This is a genomic window from Thiocapsa roseopersicina (genome assembly GCF_900106925.1).
In the GTDB taxonomy this organism is placed as follows: domain Bacteria; phylum Pseudomonadota; class Gammaproteobacteria; order Chromatiales; family Chromatiaceae; genus Thiocapsa; species Thiocapsa roseopersicina.
The window spans coordinates 40,156-57,293 of sequence record NZ_FNNZ01000018.1 but is presented as its reverse complement, the minus strand read 5'-3'; the positions used below and the strand labels follow the sequence as shown (position 1 = coordinate 57,293).

At 65.5% G+C, this 17,138-nt stretch carries 18 protein-coding genes; 4 read left to right on the top strand and 14 right to left on the bottom strand.

Going from position 1 to position 17,138, the window contains the following annotated elements; genetic code table 11:
- Nucleotides 1-2: 2 nt before the first annotated feature.
- The 9 genes from BLV04_RS17390 to nifU all read right to left on the bottom strand — a co-directional run bounded on the left by BLV04_RS17390 (nt 3) and on the right by nifU (nt 10,245).
- Nucleotides 3-998, bottom strand: a complete 996-nt coding sequence (locus BLV04_RS17390) for an NADH-quinone oxidoreductase subunit B family protein (RefSeq protein WP_093035114.1) — start codon at nt 996-998, stop codon at nt 3-5.
- 228 nt (nt 999-1,226) lie between these two features.
- On the bottom strand, nt 1,227-2,624 hold the full coding sequence (locus tag BLV04_RS17385; RefSeq protein ID WP_093035111.1) for a sensor histidine kinase: 1,398 nt from the start codon (nt 2,622-2,624) through the stop codon (nt 1,227-1,229).
- Nucleotides 2,625-2,747: 123 nt separating this feature from the next.
- Nucleotides 2,748-3,482 (bottom strand): precorrin-2 C(20)-methyltransferase, encoded by a 735-nt coding sequence (cobI, locus tag BLV04_RS17380; protein WP_093035107.1) that lies wholly within the window; start codon nt 3,480-3,482, stop codon nt 2,748-2,750.
- On the bottom strand, nt 3,467-4,795 hold the full coding sequence (gene cbiE, locus BLV04_RS17375) for a precorrin-6y C5,15-methyltransferase (decarboxylating) subunit CbiE (RefSeq protein WP_093035104.1): 1,329 nt from the start codon (nt 4,793-4,795) through the stop codon (nt 3,467-3,469). Before cbiE ends, cobI begins: the two co-directional genes overlap by 16 nt.
- Before the next feature lie 39 nt (nt 4,796-4,834).
- Nucleotides 4,835-5,968, bottom strand: coding sequence for a cobalt-precorrin-5B (C(1))-methyltransferase (locus tag BLV04_RS17370; RefSeq protein WP_093035101.1), 1,134 nt, complete (start codon nt 5,966-5,968; stop codon nt 4,835-4,837).
- A 236-nt stretch (nt 5,969-6,204) separates the two neighbouring features.
- The gene (locus BLV04_RS17365; protein ID WP_093035097.1) at nt 6,205-6,888 is read right to left on the bottom strand and encodes a precorrin-8X methylmutase; all 684 of its coding nucleotides are present in this window, start codon (nt 6,886-6,888) and stop codon (nt 6,205-6,207) included.
- The gene (locus BLV04_RS17360; protein ID WP_093035094.1) at nt 6,872-7,714 is read right to left on the bottom strand and encodes a sirohydrochlorin chelatase; all 843 of its coding nucleotides are present in this window, start codon (nt 7,712-7,714) and stop codon (nt 6,872-6,874) included. Before BLV04_RS17360 ends, BLV04_RS17365 begins: the two co-directional genes overlap by 17 nt.
- Nucleotides 7,715-7,825: 111 nt before the next feature.
- Nucleotides 7,826-9,052 carry a cysteine desulfurase NifS gene (nifS, locus tag BLV04_RS17355; protein ID WP_093035091.1) on the bottom strand — a complete coding sequence of 409 codons (1,227 nt, stop codon included), beginning with the start codon at nt 9,050-9,052 and terminating at the stop codon, nt 7,826-7,828.
- A gap of 308 nt (nt 9,053-9,360) precedes the next feature.
- Nucleotides 9,361-10,245 (bottom strand): Fe-S cluster assembly protein NifU, encoded by an 885-nt coding sequence (gene nifU, locus BLV04_RS17350; protein ID WP_093035088.1) that lies wholly within the window; start codon nt 10,243-10,245, stop codon nt 9,361-9,363.
- A 248-nt stretch (nt 10,246-10,493) separates the two neighbouring features.
- On the opposite strand from nifU, the gene BLV04_RS17345 reads away from it, so the two are divergent.
- The gene (locus tag BLV04_RS17345; protein WP_217633720.1) at nt 10,494-10,784 is read left to right on the top strand and encodes a nitrogen fixation protein NifZ; all 291 of its coding nucleotides are present in this window, start codon (nt 10,494-10,496) and stop codon (nt 10,782-10,784) included.
- A gap of 35 nt (nt 10,785-10,819) precedes the next feature.
- On the opposite strand, the gene BLV04_RS17340 is transcribed toward BLV04_RS17345, so the two are convergent.
- Nucleotides 10,820-11,794: a universal stress protein gene (locus BLV04_RS17340; protein ID WP_093035085.1), complete on the bottom strand. Its 975-nt coding sequence runs from the start codon at nt 11,792-11,794 to the stop codon at nt 10,820-10,822.
- Nucleotide 11,795: 1 nt separating this feature from the next.
- Nucleotides 11,796-11,987 carry a hypothetical protein gene (locus BLV04_RS17335; RefSeq protein ID WP_093035083.1) on the bottom strand — a complete coding sequence of 64 codons (192 nt, stop codon included), beginning with the start codon at nt 11,985-11,987 and terminating at the stop codon, nt 11,796-11,798.
- A 183-nt stretch (nt 11,988-12,170) separates the two neighbouring features.
- Here BLV04_RS17335 and BLV04_RS17330 point away from each other — a divergent pair, with 183 nt between their 5' ends.
- Nucleotides 12,171-12,731: a hypothetical protein gene (locus tag BLV04_RS17330; RefSeq protein ID WP_093035081.1), complete on the top strand. Its 561-nt coding sequence runs from the start codon at nt 12,171-12,173 to the stop codon at nt 12,729-12,731.
- Between the two features lie 75 nt (nt 12,732-12,806).
- Here BLV04_RS17330 and glpQ read toward each other — a convergent pair whose 3' ends face one another.
- Complete coding sequence (gene glpQ, locus BLV04_RS17325; protein WP_281241862.1) at nt 12,807-13,841, bottom strand: glycerophosphodiester phosphodiesterase; 1,035 nt, start codon at nt 13,839-13,841, stop codon at nt 12,807-12,809.
- Nucleotides 13,842-14,068: 227 nt separating this feature from the next.
- Between glpQ and BLV04_RS17320 the strand changes: the two genes are divergently transcribed.
- Together BLV04_RS17320 and BLV04_RS17315 are read left to right on the top strand one after the other, a co-directional pair.
- Nucleotides 14,069-14,770: a MarC family protein gene (locus BLV04_RS17320; protein ID WP_175534676.1), complete on the top strand. Its 702-nt coding sequence runs from the start codon at nt 14,069-14,071 to the stop codon at nt 14,768-14,770.
- Nucleotides 14,771-14,847: 77 nt separating this feature from the next.
- A complete protein-coding gene (locus BLV04_RS17315; protein ID WP_093035075.1) occupies nt 14,848-15,462 on the top strand; it encodes a cation efflux transmembrane domain-containing protein in 615 nt (204 codons plus the stop codon).
- Nucleotides 15,463-15,468: 6 nt separating this feature from the next.
- Here the strand turns inward: BLV04_RS17315 and msrA are convergent, their stop codons facing one another.
- Together msrA and BLV04_RS17305 are read right to left on the bottom strand one after the other, a co-directional pair.
- Nucleotides 15,469-16,731 (bottom strand): peptide-methionine (S)-S-oxide reductase MsrA, encoded by a 1,263-nt coding sequence (gene msrA, locus BLV04_RS17310; protein WP_093035072.1) that lies wholly within the window; start codon nt 16,729-16,731, stop codon nt 15,469-15,471.
- A gap of 105 nt (nt 16,732-16,836) precedes the next feature.
- Nucleotides 16,837-17,109: a hypothetical protein gene (locus BLV04_RS17305; protein WP_342721916.1), complete on the bottom strand. Its 273-nt coding sequence runs from the start codon at nt 17,107-17,109 to the stop codon at nt 16,837-16,839.
- Nucleotides 17,110-17,138: the final 29 nt, after the last annotated feature.

The window sequence follows — 17,138 nt, the reverse complement described above, 5'->3', positions numbered from 1 at the left end:
AATCACCGCAACTTCGTCGGCCGGATCGTCGGCGGCACCGCGATATGGTCCGACACGGCGTTCTTGCGCAGTCGCTCCGGTGTCGCGGCCTTGGCCAGCGACGAGAGGGCGACGAACCAGGCCTTGGGCATGTCGGTCGGCAGGCCGATCGGGATGCCGGCGAGGCTGGGCGTCTCCGCAAAGGCATGGCCCGGCTCCTCGAACTCGGGCGAGGTGCAGTTGATGCAGGCATAGCCGCCGCGTGTGCAGGAGCCCGAACCGTTCCAGAGCCGGGTGTTGCAGTCGGCATGAGCCTGGGTACCGAGACAGCCCAGATGCTCCATGAGACAGCCGAGATCCGACGGCGCGCGGGCGCTGGCCTTGTATTCGTAGAACTCGTTGCGCGGGCAGCCGTGATGGACCAGCTGGTCGGCGTACATCCGGGGACGGGCGTAGGCATCCAGGTCTCGGACTGCCAGTCCTTCCAACGCGATCGCCATGAGTGTCTCGGTCACCCAGTTGGGATGGGTTGGGCAGCCGGCGACATTGATCACCGGCAGACCGGCCCCGGAGCGATAGTCGGTGCCGAGCAGACCGCCGGGGTAGGTGCCCTCGAATTGGAGTCCGCAGGCATCCGTGGGGTTCGAGCCGCCCGCGGTGACGCCCCCGAAGGCGGCACAGGTGCCGATCGCGAGACAGGAGTGCGCGCGGGCGGCGAGACGGCTCACCCAGTCGATCATGGGTGTTCGGGTGCCGGCGAAACGGTGGAAGGCGCCCGTGCCGTTCGGTCCGCGCAGGAGTGCGCCTTCGATGCAGAGCAGGTCCAGCGGCACGTCGCCGGTCTCGACGCGGGCGAGCAGGTCGAGCACCTCGCCGCCGCTCGCCTCGCTCAGGGAGGGATGCCAGAGGATGCGGATCCCGGCGCCGGCGAGTGTTTCGAAGAGGTGCGGTGCTTCGGCGCCGAGCAGGGAGAGCGTGCAGCCGCCGCAGCCGCCGGATTGGAGCCACAGCAGGTTCATGGTGAACCGCGTCCGGTGTTGCGTATGAGGCGCTCGGGGAATGCGTCGCGCCGCGGACTCGGGATGCCTTGGCGGTGACGCGGTTCAGTGATTTTAAGGGGCATCTTGGTTGGTAACGTGTCGGAAATAAGTTGAGCACCGAATCCGAGCGTTGTCGTTGTCGTTGTCGCTGTCGTAATCGAAAACGATAACGACGGCCGCAGCAAAGGTATTCCCCGGTCGAGTGTTTTACTTGTTGCTGAACCGTTCATTGGGAACTTTTCCGGATATAGGTTCAAGGCTCAACGGCAGCTCCAGACGGAATTCGGCGCCGCCGTCCGGGTGGCTCTCGGCGGTCAGAGTGCCTTGGTGATCGGCGACGATGCCGTAGCTGATGGAGAGTCCAAGGCCGGTCCCTTGGCCGACGGGTTTGGTCGTGAAGAAGGGGTCGAAGATGCGGCTGAGGTCCTGCTCGTCGATGCCGGGGCCGTTGTCTCGGACGCTCAGCCAGGCGGTCGTCTCGCCCTGTCCTGCGCTGATCGACAATCGCGGTGGTTGCGTGTTGTCGCGCATCGCATCGAGTGCGTTTTGGACCAGGTTCATGAGGACCTGATGGATCTGTCCCGGATGTCCCTGGACCGTCAGTGTGGCCGGTAGGTCGAGCGTCGTCTCGATCTCCCGGCGCTCGCCTTTGGTCACCCAATGCACCGCCGTGCGGATCAGGTGAACCAGATCGAACCGGGTGGATTCGCCCTGTTGTCCGGAGGAGAAGCAGCGCAGATCCTGCACCAAGTCGCGGACGCGCTCGGCGCCTTCGAGTGTGCCTTTGATCAGCGGATCCAGATCCGCCAGCAGTCGCTCGATGCGCAGCTCCGCCTTGAGCGCCTGCAGATCGGCCGAGGGTTCGGAGGCGTCGACCGCCGCGCAATAGCGCAGCAGACGCTCCCGATACCGCGAGAGGGCATGCACGTTGCCGTAGACGAAGCTGATGGGATTGTTCAGCTCGTGCGCCACGCCGGCGACGAGTCGGCCGAGCGAGGCCATCTTCTCGGCATTGACCAGGCGGCCTTGGGTGCGCTTGAGGTCGTCGTGCGCTTGGGCGAGGTCGCGATAGGCGCGGCGCAGCTCGCCGACCGGGCGGCCGATCAGGACCATGCCGACCAGACGTCCGCGGTGGTCGTAACGCGAGGTGCAGTTCACCGCGAGCGGGATCTCCTCGTCCACGCCTTTGAGCGCGAGCTCGCAGTCGTGAATGGCCTCGGCGCGGATCTGTTGCGCGAAGCTGCTGGCCATGGGCAGACAGTGCTCGGCGAGCAGCGCCAGGAAGGGCCGTCCGCGCAGATCGGCCTCGCTCCAACCCGTCAAGGTTTCCAGCGCGCGGTTGACCTGCTGGATTCGACCCTGGACATCGCAGACGATCAGGATGTCCGTCATGGAGGCCAGCACGCTCGCGATGAAGTGCTGAGCATCCTCGAGTGCGCTGTTTTTCTCTTCAAGCTCGCTCTGATGCCGGACCAGATCCGCATAGGTCTCGTCCATCTTGCGGATGACGTGGATCCAGGTCGCCTCCGCCGTCGGCTCGGGGCAATCGGCGTGTTGTGCGACGCCTGCGGGGCGAGAATCAGCTTGAATGGATGCGCGCGTCATGTAGGGCTTTCCGCTGCAAGGTCGAGGACAAGCATAGGCGATTTCACGCGGCGGAGTCCCTGAAACGGCTTGGGGTTGAAGGCGTCGGTTTGCCGGTCGGTGTCCCCTGACCGGTGCGGGCCGTTAGCTCGGGCCGACACCCAGTCCGCGTCGCCGGTCCTGGCGGATCAGGATCAGTGAGAGATAGTGCACCCGCGTGCCGCGAAGCGATGCGATGTCGTGCAGGATCCGCTCCTCGGGCGTGCCCACGCGCTCGACAAAGACCGCCCTGTCGAGCAGGCTGCGTTCCGTCAGGACCTCGATCAGCGGATCCAGCACGGGGCGGACCTTGAGCAGGACCAGTGCATCGAAGCGCTCCAGGAGGGCGTCGAGCTCCTTCATCGCCTCCGGCGCCGAATAGACCGCGAGCGGCTCCTCGCCATCTACCAGGACCGCGCCCGCCGCGGCGGCCGCGGAATGGTAGGAGGGTACGCCCGGGATGACCCGCACGGCGATCGCCGGGTCGAGTGCCTGCACGGCTCGCGCGAGATGGCCGAAGGTCGAGAAGGTCGAGGCATCGCCTTCGACCAGGAAGACCACGTCCTCGCCGTCGTGCAGCCGTGCGAGGACCTGCTCCGCCGCTGCGGCCCAATGCAGGGCCAAGGTCTCGGGATCGCGCGTCATCGGAAAGTGCAATGCCAGTCCGTCGGGCGGGGGTTCCAAGCCGCCGCGCGCGACGATGGACAAGGCATAGCTGGCCCCGTCGCCCGTGATGGGCCAAGCCCAGCAGCGCGCGCGCTCCAACGCGGACCAGGCCGCTCGGGTGACGAGGCCGGGGTCACCCGGACCCAGAGAGGCGGCGATCAAGGTTCCAGGCATGGGTTTGTCTCCGAAGGGGTCTGGTCGGCCGGCGGCAGGCTCGGCGCGCGCGCCTGCACCAGCCAGACCGGATTTTCGGCCTGCAGGCGATGCAGGCTCAGGATCGGGCGGCTGCGCGCGGCCTGGATCTGGGTCAGCTCCCAGTGCGCGCCGAGCCGGTCGAGCGCGGCGAGCGCCAGGGTCAGGTTCTCCACCGCGACCAGGGCGAGCACCAGACGGCCGTCGGGGCGTAGACGCCCGATGACGAGATCCAGCATCTCGGCGAGTCGCCCGCTGCTCCCGCCGATGAAGACGGCATCCGGGTCGGGCCAGTCGGCACAATCCTCGGGTGCCAGACCGGCGCGCACGCTGTAGTTGGTGACGCCGAGCCCGCGCCGGTTCGCCTCGATCAGCGCGAGGTCTTCCGCGTTCTTCTCGATTGCGTAGACATGGCCGCGCTCGCAGAGCCGGGCGGCTTCCAGACCGACGCTGCCGGAGCCGGCGCCGAGATCCCAGACCCGGTCGGTCGGGCGCAGCTCCAGCAGAGCCAGCGCCACCGCCCGGACCTCGCGTTTGGTGATGAGTCCGCGCTCCGGCCGGCGCTGGCTGTAGGCGTCGTCCGGCAGGCCGAAGCGGGGCAGGGCGCTCGGCGCTCGGCGGCGTCGGAGCAGGACCAGGTTGGGGTCGGCGAAGTCCATAGCGGCGATCGCGCTCGCCGTCTCTGCGCCGATCAAGCGCTCCTCGGGCATCAGCAGACGCTCGGCCACATGCAGATCGAAGTCCTCGCCGAGCCCTTCGGCGAGCAGCAGCCGGGCGATCCGCGCCGGGCCGTTGGCCGGGCTGGTCAAGACGGCGAGCAGGGTCTCTCGGCGCAGCGCCTGCGCCAGTGCATAGAGGCCATGATCCGGCATCGCGCCGGGTGTCCAGTCGCCGGTGTCGCGATGATGTACCGAGAGCCAGCGCGCGCCCTCCCAAGGCATATGGAAGCGCGCGCAGGCGAGCTGCAGGGTCGATCGATTCGGCAGGATGTGCAGTTTGGCCGGGTCGAGCCGGCGCGCGAGCAGACCGCCGATCCCGAAACAGAGCGGATCCCCGGTAGCGAGCACGACGACTGGATCGCCTGCGGCAATCGACGCCTCGATCCAACCGGGAACGTCGGCGATGCGTCCGGTCAGATCCATAGGCTCCGCGCCCGCTGCCATCAGATCCGCGCAGGCATCGAGCATGCGCCGTGCGCCGATGACGTGTTTCGCTGCGCCGATGCGCGCGACGGCCTCGGCGGTCAGCCCGGCCGGACCGTCGTCCAAGACCCCGATGACCCAGCACTCAGCCACGGGAGCGACACCGATCGGAAGAAAGAACGCCCATGTGAGTCATCGCTCCTCGGGCCTGTGTTCCGCCAGCAACTCGCCCTCCGGGCTCCAGGCCAGAACCTCGACCAGGGTTTCCTCGGCGAGTCCTTGTGCGACCACTGCGGCTACTGCATCTGTCAGTGCCTGATGGAAGGCGCCGGTGAGTCCCGCGTCGGCGACCAGCTCCGCGGCCCAGCGGGCGGTGTCGCCTTCGAGCACGCGGGCGCAGAGTGCGGGATCGCCCCCGGCGTCGGCAACCAGCCGCGCAAGCAGCTGCATATCGACCTCGGCCTTGCGTGCATGAGTGATCTTGAGCCCTTGGGCGATCTTGGTCAGCTTGCCGACCATGGCCCCGATGACGACGCGCTTCAGGCCGGCCTCCCGCGCAGCGTCGAGCGCAGCCCCGACGAAGTCGCCCATCTGCACGAAGCAGACCTCGGGAAGCTCGGGGTAGCGGGTCATGCAATGGCGTTCGGTGCGTCGCCCGGTCGTGAAGACAACCGTCTCCTGATCTTGTGCAAGCGCGACCTGAACCCCCTGCCGGATCGTCGCCTTGAACGAGGCGGTGGAGTAGGGATAGACGACCCCGGTCGTGCCCAGGATCGAGATGCCGCCCAGGATTCCGAGCCGCGCATTGAGCGTGCGCTTGGCGATCCGCTCCCCGTCGGGGACCGAGATGGTCACCGCAAGCCCTTCGCGGCTCAGTCGTGTCGGCGCCGCCGCGCGCACGTTGGCCGTGATATAGGCGCGTGGTCCAGGATTGATGGCCGCCTCCCCGACGGTGAGCCCGAGTCCGGCGCGGGTGACGCAGCCGACCCCCTCGCCGCCGAGCAGACGGATCTCGCCCGGCGCATCCTCCAGAGGGACGACCGTCGCGACGATGCGCGCGGCATGCGTCGCGTCGGGGTCGTCCCCGGCGTCTTTGATGACGACCGCCCGGGCGCTCGCTCCGATCAGGCGACCTTCGACGATCGCAAAACTCGGGCGCCGGTCTTCGGGCAACAGGATCTCGATCGTTTCGGGCACCGCGCCGGTCTCGAGACCGCGCGCCGCAGCCGCCGCAGCCGCCGCGGCACAGGCCCCGGTCGACCAGCCGGTTCGACTGCCCCGCTTACGTCGAGCCCTGCCACCGGAATCAAGCACGGCCCCGGACATCAGCGGGCCTCCATCATCTGATCCGGATGGCCTCGTCCATCAACGGGCCGAAAGGGCACATGGCGCGGAGCGCCAAGAGATGCATGACACCGCCAGGGTGGCCGCTCAGACGGACCACGCACCCTGAAAGTTGGCATCGAATCGTTTTCATTATCCTAAACCGCGTCCCACCGAGATTGTTTGTTCACGCGAGGTCGATTCCACGTTCAACCCAAGCCTGTTGCTGCACACGCGGTTTAGCTCAGGATCATGAGTGCATTGAGCGCCGCAACCACCAGCGTCGACCCGCCCTTGCGGCCCCGCACGGCGATCCAAGGCACCGTCTCGACCCGCATCAGGAGATCCTTCGACTCGGCCGCGGCGACGAATCCGACCGGCATCCCGATGACGAGCGCCGGGCGGACACCCTCGGACGCGATCAGTCGAATGACCTCCAAGAGGGCGGTCGGGGCATTGCCGATGCCGACGACGGCACCCTCCAACAGACCCTCGCGTGCGGCCCGGCGCATCGCCTGCGTGGCGCGGGTCGTATCTTCGGCACGGGCACGTGCGATCACTTCGGGGTCATCGATGAACTGATGCGCCTGCACCCCGAGTGGCGACATGCGGGTCTTCGAAACCCCGGCGCGGATCATCTCGACGTCGCAGACGATGGGTGCGCCGCGTTTCAAGGCCGCGCAGCCGGCGGCGATCGCGTCGGGATGGAAACGCGTCAGCCCGTTGAAGTCGAAATCCCCGCTCGCGTGGATAAGGCGTCTGACCAGTGTCCACTGTGCCGGATCGTAGTCGTGGCTCCCGGCTTCCGCATCGATGATGGCGAAGGATCCTTCCTCGATCCGGGCACCTGCCGCGGTCAAGAGGTCGCCGCCGGTCTCGGCGGGGCCGGGCGCCGGAGTGCTTGGGTCAGTGCTGATGGTCATGGTCTGCCGCCAGCGCGTAAGCGCAACCGTCGCAGGGGAGGAGTGCCGTGCCGTCGCGGCACTGCGTCAGGCGCAGATCCAGCAGATCCATCAGCTGCTCGTGTTGGCCGATATAGCCGGCCTGTGCGAACACGCGCGTGGGGTACTGTTGGCGCAACCGTCCGACTTGGCGGCGGATGCGCTGGATGAGCCGCCCGGTGAAGAGATAGTAGGGCAGGACGATGATCTGGCTGGCGCCCAGCAGATCGAGCCGCTGCACGGCCTGCTCGAGCCGCGGGAAGCTGATGCCGGTGAAGGCGATCTCGATGCGTTCGTGCTCGGTCGTCTCGTAGAGCCAGTGGGCCATCTTGGCCACCTCGCCGGTGGACTCGATATCCGAGGCCCCGCGAGCGAGCAAGACCACGCCGGTGGTGCGCGGATCCGGCATGTCGAGCTCGGTCATCGCCTGATGAAGACGATGACGCAGAGCCTTCAGCAGTTGATCCGAGGTGCCGAGGGCATGCCCGCAGCGGAACTCCACCTCCGGATGGCGCCGACGTGCCGCGGCGATGGCCTGCGGGATATCGCCCTTGACGTGACCCGCCGCGTTGAGGATCAAGGGCAGGACCAGCACCCGCCCGTCGCCTGATCCGGAGCCGGCCGCGGTGGCGGCGCGATCCAAGCCTGCGTCGAGCAGGACGGGTGCATGCTCGATCCAGCAGACCTGAATCTCGACCTCGGGATGACGCATCCGCCAAGCCTCGGTGAAGGCATCCACCTCGGCGTTGCCCTCGTTTCCCGGGTCACGGGCACCATGGCCGACGAGCAGCACGACCTCGTTTGTCATCGTTGCGCGGATCCTATGAAGGTGATGGATCGCGCATGGTGCCAGAGCTTGCGCAGGAGCGCAGCCTAATTCACGCGCCTGATCCTCGCGCGCTGAATGACTTGATTCGGATCAGGCATAGGCCGGTGCGAAGGCGGCGGCTGGATCGGAGACGGGGCCTGAATCAGACCAATAGGGCGAGAGCTTGCGCAGCTTGGCGACGATCGGCGGCACGGCCTCGATGACCCGATCGATCTCCTCCATGCGGTTGTAGCGAGAGAGCGAGAAGCGCGTGGTGCCGTGGGCGGCGGTGAAAGGGATCCCCATCGCGCGCATCACGTGGGAGGGTTCGAGCGAGCCGGAGGTGCAGGCGGAGCCGCTCGAGGCCGCAATCCCGAGCTTGTTGAGCAGCAGCAGGATGGCCTCGCCCTCGATGTATTCGAAGGCGATGTTGCTGGTGTTGGGCAGGCGGTTCGTCGGATCGCCCGTCACGAAGCAGTTGGGGACGGCCGCGAGGATGCCTTTTTCGAGCCGATCGCGCATGGCCCGCACCGCGGTCTTTTCGTAGTCCATGTGCTCCATCGCCATCTCGCACGCCTTGCCGAGCCCGACGATGGAGGCGCTGTTCTCGGTACCGGCACGCCGGCCGCGCTCCTGATGCCCGCCGCGCAGCAGGGGGCGAAAGCGCGTGTTCCGCTTAAGATAGAGCACACCGATGCCCTTGGGTGCGTGCAGCTTGTGTCCGGACACCGAGAGCATGTCGATCGCGGTGTCCTTCAGATCGATGGGGAGCTTGCCGACCGCTTGGACCGCATCGGTGTGGAAGAGCACACCGGCCGATTTCGCCAGCTCCGCCATCTCCTGAACCGGGAAGAGGGTGCCGGATTCGTTGTTGGCCCACATCACCGAGACGATCGCGACGCGGTCCGAGAGCAGATCCATGTACTGCTGGATATCGAGCCGGCCTTTGCCGTCGACGGTAAGGTAGTGGACCTTGTAGCCCTCGGTTTCCAAGTGCTGACAGAGGGAGAGGATCGCCGGATGCTCCACGACCGTGGTGATGATCTCCTTACGCTCCGGCTGGGCCTTGATGGCCGAGAGGATCGCGGTGGAGTCCGACTCGGTCCCGCAGGAGGTGAAGACGATTTCCGAGTCCTGCGCGGCCCCGAGCAATGCCTGGACCTGCTGCCGAGCCTGCTTGATGGCGTGGCCGACGCGGTTGCCGTAGGCATGGATCGAGGAGGCGTTGCCGAACTGCTCGGTGAAGAAGGGCAGCATGGCCTCGACCACCTCGGGCGCGACCATGGTGGTGGCGTTGTTGTCGAGATAGATGCCTTGGGTGTCGGGTGGGGTGGTCATGGGTGATGGCCTCGTGAGATGGGGGGTTTGAGCCTCCTGCCTCCTGCGATTGGCTGCGTTTTGCGCCGCAGGGTCCTTGAATAGGCATCTAGACTGCGCATGACTGGAAGGCATCGAGTCCCTGACGCCGCACGTCGTGAGAAAACCGTCGCAGAATTTTTCCGTTGTCGTTGTCGTTGTCGTGTTCGTCCGAAATCCGATTACGACAACGACAACAGTCGTCGCCGATCTTTGCGCCGACGGCGGCTCCCTGTGATGCCGGCGCGGGTTGGGCACGCTGCGCTTTGCCCAACCTACGGCTGGCGGCTTTAGGCGCTCTTGCGCATCGCCTTCGCCGGCAGCACCCGCACGAACTCGCCGAGATCCTCGACGATGCGCTGCTGGATCCCGTCGAGCGTCGTCGAGGCCATCTGGCAGCCCACGCAGGCGCCGGTCATGTTCACGTAGACGTTCTTGCCGTCGATATCGATCAGCTCCACGTCGCCGTGGTCACGCTGCAGGTTCGGGCGGATGGCCTCGATGGAGCGCTCGATGCGGCGGATGCGCTCCAGGTTGCCGAGCTTGCGTCCGCCCGCCGAGGGTGCCGCTTCGGGTGCCCTGGTATAGGGGTCGAATGTCTTGCCCTGTTCGGCGAGGACGCGGCTCAGGATGGCCTCCACACCTTCGTGACAGGCCGAGCAGCCGCCGCCCGCCTTGGTGTAATTTGCGACCTCTTCGACCGTGGAGAGACCGTTGGAGCGGATGGTGTTCTCGATCAGGACCGCATCCACGGCAAAGCACTTGCAGACCAGTGCGCCTTCCTCATGGTCGTCCTTCCATTCCTCGCCGCGATAGTTGGCGATCGCCGCCTGCAGCGCCTCGCGCCCCATCACCGAGCAGTGCATCTTCTCGGCCGGCAGTCCGTCGAGATAGTCGGCGATGTCCTGGTTGGTGACCTCGAGTGCCTCGTTCAGGGTCATGCCCTTGATGATCTCGGTCAGCGCGGAGCTGGAGGCGATGGCCGAGCCGCAGCCGAAGGTCTGGAAGCCGGCCTCGAGGATCACCTCGTTCTCGGGGTCGACCTTGAGGGTCAGGCGCAGTGCATCGCCGCAGGACAGGGAGCCCACGTCACCCGTCGCATTGGCATCCGGGACCGCTCCCGCATTGCGGGGATTGAAGAAGTGCTCCTGGACCTTTTCCGAGTAATCCCACATGGCGTGTCTCCGGTTGCTGTAGCAATGAGCGAGTGAGTCGGGACGGATGATCAAGCCGTGGCTTGAGTCTTGCGTCTGTGTTGGCGACTCATTCAGCAAACCGTGTGCCACGCCGAATGTTGCATCTATCGCATTGATTTATAAATGGTCGAGAGCCCTCTTTTGGTCGCGGATGTCGGCTCTCGAACGACAGCCCGAGTGCGTCGGGTCGTAAACCCCACAACACATCTCAACAACAGGAGTCCTTGATGGATCTCAGTGAACTGCAGCTTGGTCAGTTGGGCCCGGGCGATCTGGTCTACGCCGCCGCGGATATCTACAACGACGGCGGTATCCCGGATCTCGCCGAGGATGCTCTGATCGCGGCAGCCGGAACCCGCGGCGTCATCCTCAACATCGGACACCTCGAAGAGGATCCCGAACGGGAGCTGTATCTGGTGCGGTTCGAAGGGGAGGGCGCCGAGCTCGGCCCACCAGCGGGCTGCTGGCCGGAGGAGCTCAGCACGGTGTCGAAGCGGACGCCTGCGGAGGAGAATTAAGCACCCGCCGTGTGGCGGGCGCGGCTGGCCCGCGCTCAGCCCTCCGGCACAACCGATGTGACGAATCCCGGTGGCTTGATCGCGAGCACCGAACAATCCACCTGCTGCAGGATGGTCTCGGCGGTGTTGCCCATGAGCAATCCGGGGATACCGCCGCGACCGACCGTGCCCATGACGACAAGATCGGCGCCGAGCTTGCGCGCGAGCGCCGGGATCTTCTTTCGGGCCTCTCCGCGCACCAGGTGCGTTTTTGGTTTCAGATAGTCCAGCGCATCGGCTCCCAGGATACCTGTGACCTCTTGCAGCAGTGCGGCCAGATAGGATGCATGGCGCTCTCGGACCTGGTCGACATAGACGGCAACCTCGGTTTCCGGGGTACTGACGACGGTCCCGCGAAGGAGGATCTCGCCGATCGCATCCCAGACGTGGACGACATGCAGATCGGCGAATTCCGACAGTGCCAGAGTCCCCGCGATCTCTAGGATCCGGAGGTTCATCGCATGCCGCGTCTCCTCCGGTCGGAGGCTGTCGTCCACATCCACTGCCGCCAGGATCCGATGAAAAGACCTGGATCCCTTGCACTTGATGGCCCAGACCGGACAGGGGCACTGTCGCAGCAGGTTCATGTCGTCGCTGCCGAACAAGCGGCCGAACCAGCCCGCATCCTCCGGCGGGCGGATCACCAGATCATGCTTGCTGCGCAGGACTTCCCGAATAATCTCGAGGTACGGCGTGCCCGTCAGCACCTTCACCCGGATGTGCAATCGCGGCGCGTAGGGTTTGATCAACGCATCCAGTCGGCACAGGTGCTGCTCCGCCGCTGCAGCCTGTAGGTCTTCCACCGTTGCGCCGCCGTCGCGCAGGCGGAACCCGGCGCTTATGCGCGGAATCACGTCGACCACGGTGAGCTCGGCCTGATTGTTCTCGGCTAGCATGACCGCGCGTTCCAAGGCGGACCTGCAGACCTTCTCGGGATCCGCGACGAAGAGGATGTTCCTGAAGCGTTTCATTTCAGACTCCTGTTCGGCTCATGGTACGGCATGCATTCCGGACGCCGCCGGGTCCGTCTTCACCGGCCAGCATGCCGACCGCCAGGAAGACCAGGAGCAAGGGCATGCCGATCCGATACGAGAGCGCGCTGGCGAGGATCGCCACCAGCAAAAGGGCTCCGGCGATCAGGACAAACTGGTCGATGTCGGTCATGCTTGGTGGTACCGGTCCAACTCGCTTACTTTGATAGCGATCCTGCAGGCTGCATTGACGCCGCGGCGGATCCTTGGCCTTGGATGATATACCGAGCGCATGCCGCGTCGGCGCTCGACCCGTCGGGCTCTCGTCACGAAACCGCCGAGCAACATCGCTCCAACACCTTTGGTCTCCACGCCCATGAAGCCCATACGAGAAGAGATCGTCCTGAGCCTTGACGTCCACTCCGTCGACCGGCTGCTCGATCGCGACGGATCACCCTTGATCGGCCCTCGGATCCATCCCGAGGTCGCCCGTACGATTCGAGCGGAGGCGGCCGAACATCCGAAGGGCTCGCGATTCCGGATCAGGGTCGGTGTTCCGAGCGCTGACCTGGGTCGTCTGAATGAGGTCCGCGCAGCGATCGGAAGCCATTTCCAGGAGGAGTGTGCGGATGCGGAGGGCGAGATCCGCGCGCTGGCCTATAAAGGGCGCTGGACCTTTCTGGTCGCGTTCTTGGTCGTCGGGCTCGTGATCCTCGCCAACGAGGCCATTGTGTCGTTGTTCGAGGGGCGTTTCATCACGGTGCTGAGCGAGAGCCTCATCATCGTGGCTTGGGTGACCCTATGGGGGCCGGCCGAGACCCTGTTGTTCTCCCATTTTCCCGTGAGGCGGGCGCGTGATCTGGCCCGCTCGCTTGCGTCGGCCTCGGTGACCCTCAAGGTCACGGAGACGGATCCGGCTCCTCCGCGCACGTCCTGAGAAAAACCGACCCGCTGTCCCCGCCGGGGGCAGTGGACGTTGTTGCAGAAGCCCGAGCGCGAGCACGGCCGATGTCTACTCCGCCTGCTCCCTGCCGGTGAACCGACCTCTCAAGTGAACGGCAACGTCTGGATGGTCGGTGAAGATCCCGTCGACACCCTGATCGACAAGGAAGAAGCGCAGGAGCGCCTCGAAGTCGCCGAAACCTTCGGGGAGTGCGTCGCGGCGAAAGGTGTAGGGGTGGACGAGGAGCCCCGCGGCATGGGCGTCTGCGGCCAAGCGCGTGGTCCGATGGGCACCGGTTTCGTCCGTGCCTTGGTGGATCTGGCCGATCCAGGGGCCGATGCCGCGGGCGTACGCGGCGACGGCTGCCAGGCCCTCGGGGGTGCGCATCCGCTCGAAGTCGACCGGCAGATCTGCGGGCGACCTCCAGTCGTTCTCGCCGATCAGTTGGATCAAGGGGATGCGCGTGCCGATGTCCTCGCGCAGACGCTTGAGGGTGTCGGGCTCGAAGCATTGGATGTAGACGCGATCCTCGGGGCCACGGTAGCCGGCGCGATCCAACTCGCGCATCAGGATCGGCACGGGATCCAGGCCCTCGGCGAGATGCCAGGCGGGATGCTTCAACTCCACATAGATCCCCGCGGTCCGTCCGGTCGAACGGTTCAGACCGCGGATCAGGCTCAGCTCTTCCTCGAGGGTATGGATCCGGAACAGATCGGCCTCGGGCGGAAACCGTTCGGGAAAGACCGGCTGGCCGGTGGCGAGGTCAATCCGTTCGTGCACGCGCAGACTGCGGATCTCGGCCAGGCTGAAATCGATCGCATACCAGCGCCCGTCGGCACGCGCGCGGTCAGGAAAGCGCCGAGCGACGTCGGTGATGTCCTCCAGGTAAAGATCGTGAAGGACGATCGCCCGGGCGTCGCGGGTGAGAACGACATCCTGCTCCAGAAAGTCCGTGCCCATGGCGTGCGCCATGGCCTTGGCCTCCAGGGAATGCTCGGGCAGGTATCCGGAGGCGCCGCGGTGGGCGATGACGATGGGGGCCGGGATCGCGTCGGGAGCGGTATCGGGCGGGGCGGCTGTGGTCGGCGTCATCGCGATGGCCATCGACAAGAGGAAAAGGAGGATTCGGTGCAGGATCGGGCAAGTCTCCTGCGGCGGGGCGTGCCGGCCCTCGGCGCAGCGCCTTGACCGTCGAGGAAGGTCGCGGCTAACCTCGTCGCAGTCGATCCCGGCCTCGCCCGTGTTCCCGCCCCGACGGTCCTGCAATCCGGGATCGATGCGGGAGCCGGGCATGCCGGCCGGTTCAGGGCCAAATGATGGATATCTCAAGTATGACTCCCCCAAGGATCTCTCTGCTGGCCATTCTGCTCCTTTTGCCGTCCATTGCGCTCGCAGCGGACGAGGGCGGCTATCGGCTGGGCTTCCTGCAGATCCTCGGCCTCTTTGTGGTGACGCTCGGGCCGCTGAAGATGATCGCGCCGTTCGGACGCGTCACGTCAAGGCTGACGCAGGACGCGCTGCGTCGGCTCGCGTTCGAGAGTGTGCTGATCGGAACCTGCGCGGTCGTTTTGGGAGGCGGTCTGGGCAGTCTCCTCGCCTCCAACTGGGGTGTCTCCACGCCGATCCTGACGATCTGCACCGGCCTGATCTTCTTTCTGATTGCGCTCCGCGCGGTCCTGGCTCAATACGAGCCGGCGATGCCCGGAGCTCCCCCGGACGACGCCGTCCCGTCGCCCTTCATGATCGCCTTTCCGATGGTCGTTACACCCTACGGGATCGCCGGTGTGGTGGCCTTGGTCTCGCTGTTTCAGGACGACCTCGATCGGATGCTTCAGGTCGTGGCTGCCCTGCTGGTCGTGATGGCGATCAACCTGATCACGATGCTCTACGTGCGGACCGTCCTGAGCCCCTTGTCGGCGGCCATGCTGCAACTTCTCGGGGCCGTTCTCGGTGTCCTGCAGGTGGCCTTGGCGCTGCGCATCCTGTTGATCGGGTTGCGGGATCTCGGGCTCGCGGTCAATCTGCACGGATAACCCGGGAGGGCCGCCGATCCGGGCGGCCCGATGAATCCGTCGGCATCTCCCGACGGCTGTGCCAAGAGGCTTTCGGAATGAGTGGTTGTTGCGACAACAATTGTTCCATCGATGCCCTGCGTGAACGGCAACGCGGAACGCTGCTCGGCGTGCTCGGCATCAATGCGGTCATGTTCTTCGTGATCGCGGCAGGCGCGCTTTACGGCAGCTCGACGGCGCTGTTGGCCGACAGCCTCGATAATCTCGGCGACGCGTTGACGTATGGTCTCAGTCTCTACGCCGTTTCCAGAGGCGCGGCCGTCAAGGCGAAGGTCGCGCTCTTCAAGGGCGGTCTGATCTTCCTGGCCGCGTGCGTCGTAGCGGGCCAGATTGTCTACAAACTTGTGGTGCCGAGCGTTCCCCTCTTCGAGGTCATGGGGTTGTTCAGTCTTCTTGGTCTCGCCGCGAACTCGCTGTGTCTTTTCCTGCTTTGGCGGCATCGTCACGACGACGTGAATATGAGCTCGGTGTGGGAGTGCTCGCGTAACGACATCGCATCGAATCTGTCGGTGTTTGTCGCTGCCGGAGTGGTCTGGCTCACCGGTTCGGGCTGGGCCGATATCCTGGTCGCACTCGGTCTCGTCTGGCTCCTGATGCGCTCTGCGATTCGAGTCATCTCATCGGCCATGGCAGAGCTGCGCGGTGCGGTCTAGGGCGATCTATTCGCCATTCGCGACAAAGCTCAGGACATTGCCGTTGATGCAGTAGCGCTTTCCCGACGGCGGCGGACCGTCGTCGAAGACGTGGCCCAAGTGAATGCCCGAGCTTGCACTGCGGACTTCGACCCGACGCATGCCGTGCGTATTGTCCTCATGCAAGGTGATCGCGCCCTCGACCGGGCTGAAGAAGCTCGGCCAGCCGGTACCGCTCTCGAACTTGGCGTCGCTGCGGAAGAGGGGTGTGCCGGTGATGGGATCGACGAACACCCCCGGGCGTTTCTCGTCGAGATGCGAGCCCGTGAACGCCGGTTCCGTGCCCTGCGCGAAGGCGATTCGCTGTTGCTCGGGCGTCAAAACCTGAAAGCCGAGCCATTTCCAGAAACGGTCTGCATCGCCCTTGTAGCCGGTGTATCGCGAGACCTCCTTTCCCTTCTCGAAGAGCACGATGGTCGGCGTGGCGAACAGGGTTTTTTCCAGCGTCCAGCCCTCGGGCGGTCTGGGGTTGAGTGTCGCTGCGATAGGCACCTCGGCTTGCCAGCCGTCCAGCACCTCGGCGCGGAAGCGCTCGCAGAAGGGACAGTCCTGCGCCTCGAACATGATCAACTGCAGATCGAAATCGAGCTGATCCGCGGCCAGCGGATCAGGCATCGCCTTGGCGGGTTCGCCGGGAAAGGCCACGCCCGTGCCGCCGAGTCCGCAATAGCCGTTCGGGTTTTTCTCCAGATAGTCCTGGTGATACGCCTCGCCGCGATTGTAGTGGCGCAGCGGCGCGATCTCCGTGGTGATGGGGCCGTAGCCGGCCTCGGTCAGCGCCTGCTGATAGCTTTCGCGAGTACTCTTTGCCACCGCGTCCTGGGCGTCGCTGACCGTATAGACGGCGCTGCGATAGTTGCTGCCCACGTCGTTGCCCTGACGATCGCCCTGCGTGGGGTCGTGATTCTCCCAGAACCTCTTCAGGATGGTCTCGAGGCTCACCCGGTCGGGGTCGAAGCTCACCTTGATGACCTCGGCATGGTTGCGCAGATCGCTCTTGCCGCGCAGGCGTCTTTGCTCCGTCCCCAGTACATCCTCGTAGCCGACGGTCTCGGCATCGCCGCCGGCATAGCCCGCTTCGACATCGATGACGCCGGGGATCTCGGACATCCGCTTCTCCGCACCCCAGAAGCAGCCCATGCCGAGCACGATCGACTGCGTGCCCGCAAGCGCGGTCAAGGGCAGGGTCATCAGGATGCTGGCCAACAGGATTCGTTTGACTGACCTCATTACGCTTACTCTCGATGGATTGTCGGGTTTGGCGGTTAGACCGCTATCGACACGGAAATCTTTCAGGAACGAGTCATCTGGCTCAAGGTGCGACTCTCCGGGTTGTCAGGGCTTACGACAACGCTCGGCCGACGCGAGGTCGCACAGGGATTGACGGCTCGGACTGAGCGTTTCGTCCGGTCGGCACTCAGGCGGCAAGAGACGAGCCGCCTCCTCGCTGCAGCAGACGGTCATCGCATCACGGGCGAAGAACCGGATCCTCCCCGGTCGAGCCTGGATCCCGAGTGATTCGGTGGTGAGGTCGCCGAAGCGCACATCCTCGTCGAGCAGTTGCTGCAGGGCGTGATCGTCGAGCGCGGAAGGCACGGTGTTCGTCATCTCGGTATTCCTTCGGGTTAGGTCGTGAC

Bases quoted from the DNA above. Each gene is read 5' to 3' on its own strand.
- BLV04_RS17345 (WP_217633720.1), top strand. From the start codon at position 10,494: ATGGATCTCAGTGAACTGCAGCTTGGTCAGTTGGGCCCGGGCGATCTG.
- cobI (WP_093035107.1), bottom strand. From the start codon at position 3,482: ATGCCTGGAACCTTGATCGCCGCCTCTCTGGGTCCGGGTGACCCCGGC.
- BLV04_RS17315 (WP_093035075.1), top strand. From the start codon at position 14,848: ATGAGTGGTTGTTGCGACAACAATTGTTCCATCGATGCCCTGCGTGAA.
- BLV04_RS17330 (WP_093035081.1), top strand. From the start codon at position 12,171: ATGAAGCCCATACGAGAAGAGATCGTCCTGAGCCTTGACGTCCACTCC.
- BLV04_RS17340 (WP_093035085.1), bottom strand. From the start codon at position 11,794: ATGAAACGCTTCAGGAACATCCTCTTCGTCGCGGATCCCGAGAAGGTC.
- nifS (WP_093035091.1), bottom strand. From the start codon at position 9,052: ATGACCACCCCACCCGACACCCAAGGCATCTATCTCGACAACAACGCC.
- BLV04_RS17385 (WP_093035111.1), bottom strand. From the start codon at position 2,624: ATGACGCGCGCATCCATTCAAGCTGATTCTCGCCCCGCAGGCGTCGCA.
- msrA (WP_093035072.1), bottom strand. From the start codon at position 16,731: ATGAGGTCAGTCAAACGAATCCTGTTGGCCAGCATCCTGATGACCCTG.
- BLV04_RS17335 (WP_093035083.1), bottom strand. From the start codon at position 11,987: ATGACCGACATCGACCAGTTTGTCCTGATCGCCGGAGCCCTTTTGCTG.
- BLV04_RS17370 (WP_093035101.1), bottom strand. From the start codon at position 5,968: ATGTCCGGGGCCGTGCTTGATTCCGGTGGCAGGGCTCGACGTAAGCGG.
- glpQ (WP_281241862.1), bottom strand. From the start codon at position 13,841: ATGGCCATCGCGATGACGCCGACCACAGCCGCCCCGCCCGATACCGCT.
- BLV04_RS17360 (WP_093035094.1), bottom strand. From the start codon at position 7,714: ATGACAAACGAGGTCGTGCTGCTCGTCGGCCATGGTGCCCGTGACCCG.
- BLV04_RS17320 (WP_175534676.1), top strand. From the start codon at position 14,069: ATGACTCCCCCAAGGATCTCTCTGCTGGCCATTCTGCTCCTTTTGCCG.
- BLV04_RS17305 (WP_342721916.1), bottom strand. From the start codon at position 17,109: ATGACGAACACCGTGCCTTCCGCGCTCGACGATCACGCCCTGCAGCAA.
- nifU (WP_093035088.1), bottom strand. From the start codon at position 10,245: ATGTGGGATTACTCGGAAAAGGTCCAGGAGCACTTCTTCAATCCCCGC.
- BLV04_RS17390 (WP_093035114.1), bottom strand. From the start codon at position 998: ATGAACCTGCTGTGGCTCCAATCCGGCGGCTGCGGCGGCTGCACGCTC.
- BLV04_RS17365 (WP_093035097.1), bottom strand. From the start codon at position 6,888: ATGACCATCAGCACTGACCCAAGCACTCCGGCGCCCGGCCCCGCCGAG.